General features: G+C 65.8%; 4 protein-coding genes. All 4 read left to right on the forward strand.

Annotated features, from left to right (window positions below; translation table 11 throughout):
- The first annotated feature begins 193 nt into the window (after window positions 1-193).
- From ileS to ndk, 4 genes are read left to right on the forward strand one after another with little or no spacing between them, the layout of a single operon-like run.
- Window positions 194-3520, forward strand: a complete 3327-nt coding sequence (ileS, locus tag LQ144_RS16250) for an isoleucine--tRNA ligase (protein ID WP_230119734.1) — start codon at window positions 194-196, stop codon at window positions 3518-3520.
- A gap of 5 nt (window positions 3521-3525) precedes the next feature.
- Window positions 3526-4887, forward strand: a complete 1362-nt coding sequence (locus LQ144_RS16255) for a folylpolyglutamate synthase/dihydrofolate synthase family protein (RefSeq protein ID WP_230119735.1) — start codon at window positions 3526-3528, stop codon at window positions 4885-4887.
- A gap of 3 nt (window positions 4888-4890) precedes the next feature.
- On the forward strand, window positions 4891-5355 hold the full coding sequence (locus LQ144_RS16260) for a DUF4233 domain-containing protein (protein WP_230119736.1): 465 nt from the start codon (window positions 4891-4893) through the stop codon (window positions 5353-5355).
- A 40-nt stretch (window positions 5356-5395) separates the two neighbouring features.
- Window positions 5396-5815 carry a nucleoside-diphosphate kinase gene (ndk, locus tag LQ144_RS16265; protein WP_230119737.1) on the forward strand — a complete coding sequence of 140 codons (420 nt, stop codon included), beginning with the start codon at window positions 5396-5398 and terminating at the stop codon, window positions 5813-5815.
- Window positions 5816-6000 lie beyond the last annotated feature (185 nt).

A 6000-nucleotide genomic window follows, 5' to 3' on the forward strand; every position in this document is an offset into this window, starting at 1 on the left:
CACAGCAGTAATGAGCGGCCGGCGCGGGAACACCTCCTTTGGGGGCCAGTCCCTGTGCCGGTAAGTGAGGTGGTACCGCGGTGCCGGCATCGTTGGGCAGTGACACTGGACAGTGACACGGGACAACGGCGTACGGGCCGTCCTCGCATCCTGAATGATCCACTTGTTCACCAGCTCAACCCAGGATGTCGAGATGACCTATTACCCCAAGGCTTCTGCCGCACCGTCAGGCGCCAACACCTCCGGCGTGTCTGCCTCCGTGAAGTTTCCGGAGATCGAGGAGCGCATCCTCAAGTACTGGGATGAGGACGGCACCTTCCAGGCAAGCATCGACCAGCGCCATCCGGACCTTCCCGGCGGAACGTCCGGCAGCAACGAATTCGTCTTCTACGACGGCCCTCCCTTCGCCAACGGCCTGCCGCACTACGGCCATTTGCTGACCGGCTACGCCAAAGACCTCGTGGGCCGGTACCAGACCCAGCGCGGCAAGCGGGTCGAGCGACGCTTCGGCTGGGACACCCACGGGCTGCCCGCCGAGCTGGAAGCCATGAAGCAGCTCGGCATGACGGACAAGACCCAGATCGAAGCCATGGGCATCGACAAGTTCAATGACGCCTGCCGCGCGTCGGTGATGAAGTACGCCAACGAGTGGAAGGCGTATGTCACCCGGCAGGCGCGCTGGGTCGACTTCGACAACGACTACAAGACGCTCAACGTCGAGTACATGGAGTCGGTGCTGTGGGCCTTCAAGCAGCTGCACGAGAAGGGCCTGACCTACAACGGCTACCGTGTGCTGCCGTACTGCTGGAAGGACGAGACGCCGCTGTCCAACCATGAGCTGCGCATGGACGACGACGTCTACAAGAACCGCCAGGACCAGACCGTCACGGTGACCTTCCCCATCACGGCGGGGGACTCCGGGCTCTCCCGGCAGCTTGCCGGAGTCCAGGCGCTCGCCTGGACCACCACCCCCTGGACGCTGCCCACCAACCTGGCGCTCGCCGTCGGGCCTGCCATCACGTACGCCGTGCTGCCCGCCGGCCCCGGCGGCGTCAAGGCTGCCTCCCCGGAGGCGCCGGTCACCGGCAGGTTCCTGCTCGCCGAAGACTTGCTCGGCACCTACGCTAAGGATCTGGGGTACGACGACGGTGCTGCCGCGGCAGCCGCCGTCACATCAACCCACACGGGCGCGGAGCTGGAGGGCCTCGAGTACGAGCCGTTGTGGCACGACTTCAGCGACACCGAAAAGTTCGGCACCGAGAACGCCTGGCGGATCCTTGTGGCCGACTACGTCACCACCACGGACGGCACGGGCATCGTCCACCAGGCACCCGCCTACGGTGAGGACGACCAGAAGGTCTGCGAGGAAGCGGGCATCCCCGTGGTCCTGTCCGTGGACGAAGGCGCCAAGTTCCTGCCGCTGTTCAAGCATGGCGACCTGCACGACATCGCGGGGCTGCAGGTCTTCGAGGCCAACAAGCCCATCACCCAGGTGCTGCGCGCCCAGGGACGGCTGGTCCGGCAGGCCAGCTACGAGCACAGCTACCCGCACTGCTGGCGCTGCCGCAACCCGCTGATCTACCGGGCCGTGTCCTCCTGGTACGTGGAGGTCACCAAGTTCCGCGACCGCATGTCCGAGCTGAACCAGGAGATCAACTGGATCCCGGGCAACGTCAAGGACGGCCAGTTCGGCAAGTGGTTGGCCAACGCCCGCGACTGGTCCATCAGCCGCAACCGCTACTGGGGCAGCCCGATCCCGGTGTGGCAGTCCACCGACCCGGAGTACCCGCGCACCGACGTCTACGGTTCGCTCGCCGAAATCGAGGCCGACTTCGGCCGGCTCCCGCTGAACAAGGACGGCCAGGTCGACCTGCACCGGCCGTTCATCGACGAACTGACCCGCCCTAACCCGGACGATCCCCGTACCCCCGACGAGGGCCAGTCCGTGATGCGCCGCGTCGAGGACGTGCTGGACGTCTGGTTCGACTCCGGCTCCATGCCGTACGGCCAGGTCCACTACCCGTTCCAGAACGAGGCGTGGTTCGACACCCACAACCCCGCGGACTTCATCGTGGAGTACATCGGGCAGACGCGCGGCTGGTTCTACATGCTGCACATCCTGTCCACAGCGCTGTTTGACCGTCCTGCCTTCCGGAACGTGATCAGCCACGGCATCGTGCTGGGCTCCGACGGTCAGAAGATGTCCAAGAGCCTGCGCAATTACCCGGACGTGTCTGAGGTCCTGGACCGCGACGGCTCCGACGCCATGCGCTGGTTCCTCATGTCCAGCCCCATCCTGCGCGGCGGCAACCTCGTGGTCACCGAACAGGGAATCCGCGACGGCGTCCGGCAGGTCATCCTGCCGCTGTGGAACGTGTACAGCTTCTTCACCCTGTACACCAACGCGGCCAAGGGCGGGGACGGCTACGACGCCCAGCTCCGCTACGACGGCTACTCCGACACCCTGGACCAGTACCTGCTGGCCAACACCGGCGACCTGGTCCGCAACATGACCGTCCAGCTGGACAGTTATGACATCTCCGGCGCCTGCGACGAGCTGCGCAGCTACCTGGACATGCTCACCAACTGGTACGTACGCCGCAGCCGCCAGCGCTTCTTCGACGAGAACGCCGACGCCTTCGATGCGCTGTACACGGCGCTGGAGGCGGTCTGCCGAGTCTCAGCTTCGCTGTTGCCGCTGGTCTCGGAGGAAATCTGGCGCGGACTCACCGGCGGCCGCTCCGTGCACCTGGCCGACTGGCCGGACGCCGATCTGTTCCCGGCCAATGCCGGTCTGGTCGAGGCGATGAACCGCGTCCAGCAGATCTGCTCCACCGGTTCCTCCCTGCGCAAGGCCGCGAACCTCCGCGTCCGCCTGCCGCTGCAGGAACTCACGGTGGTGGCACCGGGGGCGGATGCGCTGGGCGGGTTCGCTGCCGTCGTCGCCGATGAACTGAACCTGCGCTCGGTGCGCCTGCTGGATGCCGCCAGCGCCTCTCCGGAGGAGTTCGGCATCGAGCAGAAGCTCGTGGTCAACGCCCGGGCGGCGGGCCCACGCCTCGGCAAGAACGTCCAGCAGGCCATCAAGGGGTCCAAATCCGGGGACTGGTCGGTTTCGGACTCCGGCGTGGTGACCGCAGGCGGACTCGAGCTGGAGCCGCAGGAATACTCGCTGGAGACGGTGGTTGCCGAGTCCGCCGGCGGTTCCGGCTCCGCATCTTCTGCCGTCGCAGTATTGCCCACCGGAGGCTTCGTGGTGCTCAACACCGAGGTCACCCCCGAGCTTGAGGCCGAAGGGCTGGCGCGGGACATGGTGCGCGCCATCCAGCAGGCACGCAAGGACGCCGGACTCAACGTGAGCGACCGGATCCGGACCACGGTCACCGCGGCACAGAACGTGGTGGACGCCCTGCTGGCCAACGCCGAACTCGTCAAGACCGAAACCCTGACCCTGGAGCTGGACACCGTTCCGGACGGGTCAGGGGAACCCCTCATCACCGTCGAAAAAGCAGAGGCCTGAATCTTATGACCGACGAATTCTCCGTGGAGAGCGTCTACGCCGAGCTGCTGGGCCGGGCGCCGGAAAACAAGATGGAACCCCGGCTCGCGCCCCTCTTCCGGGCCATGGATGTGCTGGGGGAGCCGAACAAGGCGTTCCCGATCATCCACGTCACAGGCACCAACGGCAAGACCTCCACGGCACGGATGATCGAGGCCGGCCTCCGCGCGCACGGCCTCAGCACCGGCCGCTACACCAGTCCGCACCTGTCCAAGGTCACGGAGCGGATCAGCGTGGACGGCGCGCCGGTGTCCGACGAGACGTTCGTCCGGATCTGGGACGAAATCAGGCCCTACCTGGAAATCGTGGACAACGAACTCCTGGCCGAGGACCAGCCCAGACTGACCTACTTTGAGTGCCTGACCATTCTCGCCTTCGCCGTCTTCGCGGACCAGCCCGTCAATGTGGCGGTCATGGAGGTGGGCCTGGGTGGCATCACCGACGCCACGAACGTGGGCGACGGCCAGGTAGCCGTGATCACGCCGATCTCCCTGGACCACACGGACCTCCTGGGTGACACCACAGAGGACATCGCCTACGAGAAGGCCGGCATCATCAAGCCGGGCGGCTTCCTCATCAGCGCGGCCCAGCCCACGGATGCTGCCCAGGTCCTGCTGGAGAAGGCCAAGGAAGTACAGGTGCCGTTCCGCTTCGAGGGCGTGGAGTTCGGCGTCGAATCGCGGCAGGTCGCCGTGGGCGGGCAGGTTGTGACCATCCAGGGACTTGCGGGTCGCTACCCGGAGCTGATGGTGCCGCTCCACGGCGCGCACCAGGCCGAGAATGCGGCGGTCGCCGTCGCGGCGCTCGAGGCGTTCCTGGGCGGTGGCGAGAAAGAGCTGGACGCCGAAGTGCTGCAGGAAGCGTTCGCCACGGTCACGTCCCCGGGCCGCCTTGAGGTGCTCCGCACCGCGCCCACCATCATCGTGGACGCAGCGCACAACCCGGAGGGCATCCGCGTTTCGGCCGAGGCCATTGAGGAAGCCTTCAGCTTCAGCAAGATCGTTGCAGTGGTCGGTGTCCTCAAGGAAAAGGACGCCGAGGAGATCCTCCGCCAGCTCAAGGCGTCCCTGGGCGGTCTCGCCGAGGAGTTCTGCTTCACGCAGTCGAACTCGCCGCGGGCGGTTCCGGCCGCGGAACTGGCGGAGCTCGCCGTCGACCTCGGCTTTGGTGAGGAGAACATTCACATCGCCGAGAAGCTGGATGATGCCCTCGAATGGGCTGTGGAGCGCGCTGAGGCCAACGAAGATCTTGCCGGCGGCGTGCTGGTGACGGGCTCCATCACCTTGGTGGCGGAAGCCCGCATCCTGCTCGGAAAAACGGAGGCCTGACCCATGGCCAAGCTGACCAAAGCCCAGCGCGAATGGCGGCCGGGCATGCCCAAAAAACGCAGGTCCACCAAGGTCATGTTCGCGTCCACGGTGCTGCTGCTGGAGGCTTTCGTGGCGTTCTTCGCTACGCTGGCCGTCTTCGGACTGCGGCGCAGCGAGATGTCCCCGGTGCTAATCCTCGCCGTGGGCATCGGGCTGAGCGTGGTCCTGGTTCTGGCCTGCGCCGTCCTGTCGAAACCGTGGGGCGTGGCGCTCGGCTGGGTCCTGCAGCTGGTGCTCATCCTCGCCGGGTTCGTGGAGCCCCTGATGTTCCTCGTGGGCGTTCTGTTCGCCCTCGCCTGGTGGTACGGCATCAGGACAGGCATCCGGATCGACGCCGAAGCCGCCCAGCGGGCCCGGGAGCAGGCCGAATGGGATGCCGCGCATCCCGACGGCCCGCGCAGTGAAGGCGCCGGCCAGAACCCGTAGACTTAGCCGGAAACCCACAACCAACCACATTGGAGCAGCTGTGAGCATTGAGCGCACCCTCGTCCTGATCAAGCCCGACGGCGTCACCCGTAACCTGACCGGCGAAATCCTTGGCCGCATCGAAGCTAAGGGCTACACCCTGGCTGAGCTCAAGAAGGTAAATGCCACCCGGGACCTGCTCGAGCAGCACTACGAAGAGCACGTGGGCAAGCCGTTCTACGAGCCGCTGGTTGAGTTCATGCTCAGCGGCCCCGTGGTTGCCGCGATCTTCGAGGGCCACCGCGTGATCGAAGGCTTCCGCTCGCTGGCCGGCACTACCGACCCGACGACGGCGGCCCCGGGCACCATCCGCGGCGACTTCGGCCGCGACTGGGGCCTGAAGGTCCAGCAGAACCTCGTTCACGGCTCCGACTCAGTGGACTCGGCCGAGCGCGAAATCAAGATCTGGTTCGAGTTCTAAGCGTTTCCGCGCCCTCGCTAAAAACCGCGAACAAACGCTTGAGGCCCCTGTTTCTTTGCTTGGGTTCTAGCGGTCGTTGCAACACCCCGACTTTTGGGAGTTGCAACGACCGTGGTTCGTTTAAGCGGTGATTCATCAGGATCCGGGTGGTACTCGCAGGATCAGAAGGATGCATTTTTCGCGGT

Source organism: Arthrobacter sp. Bi83 (assembly GCF_918698095.1).
GTDB lineage: Bacteria > Actinomycetota > Actinomycetes > Actinomycetales > Micrococcaceae > Arthrobacter.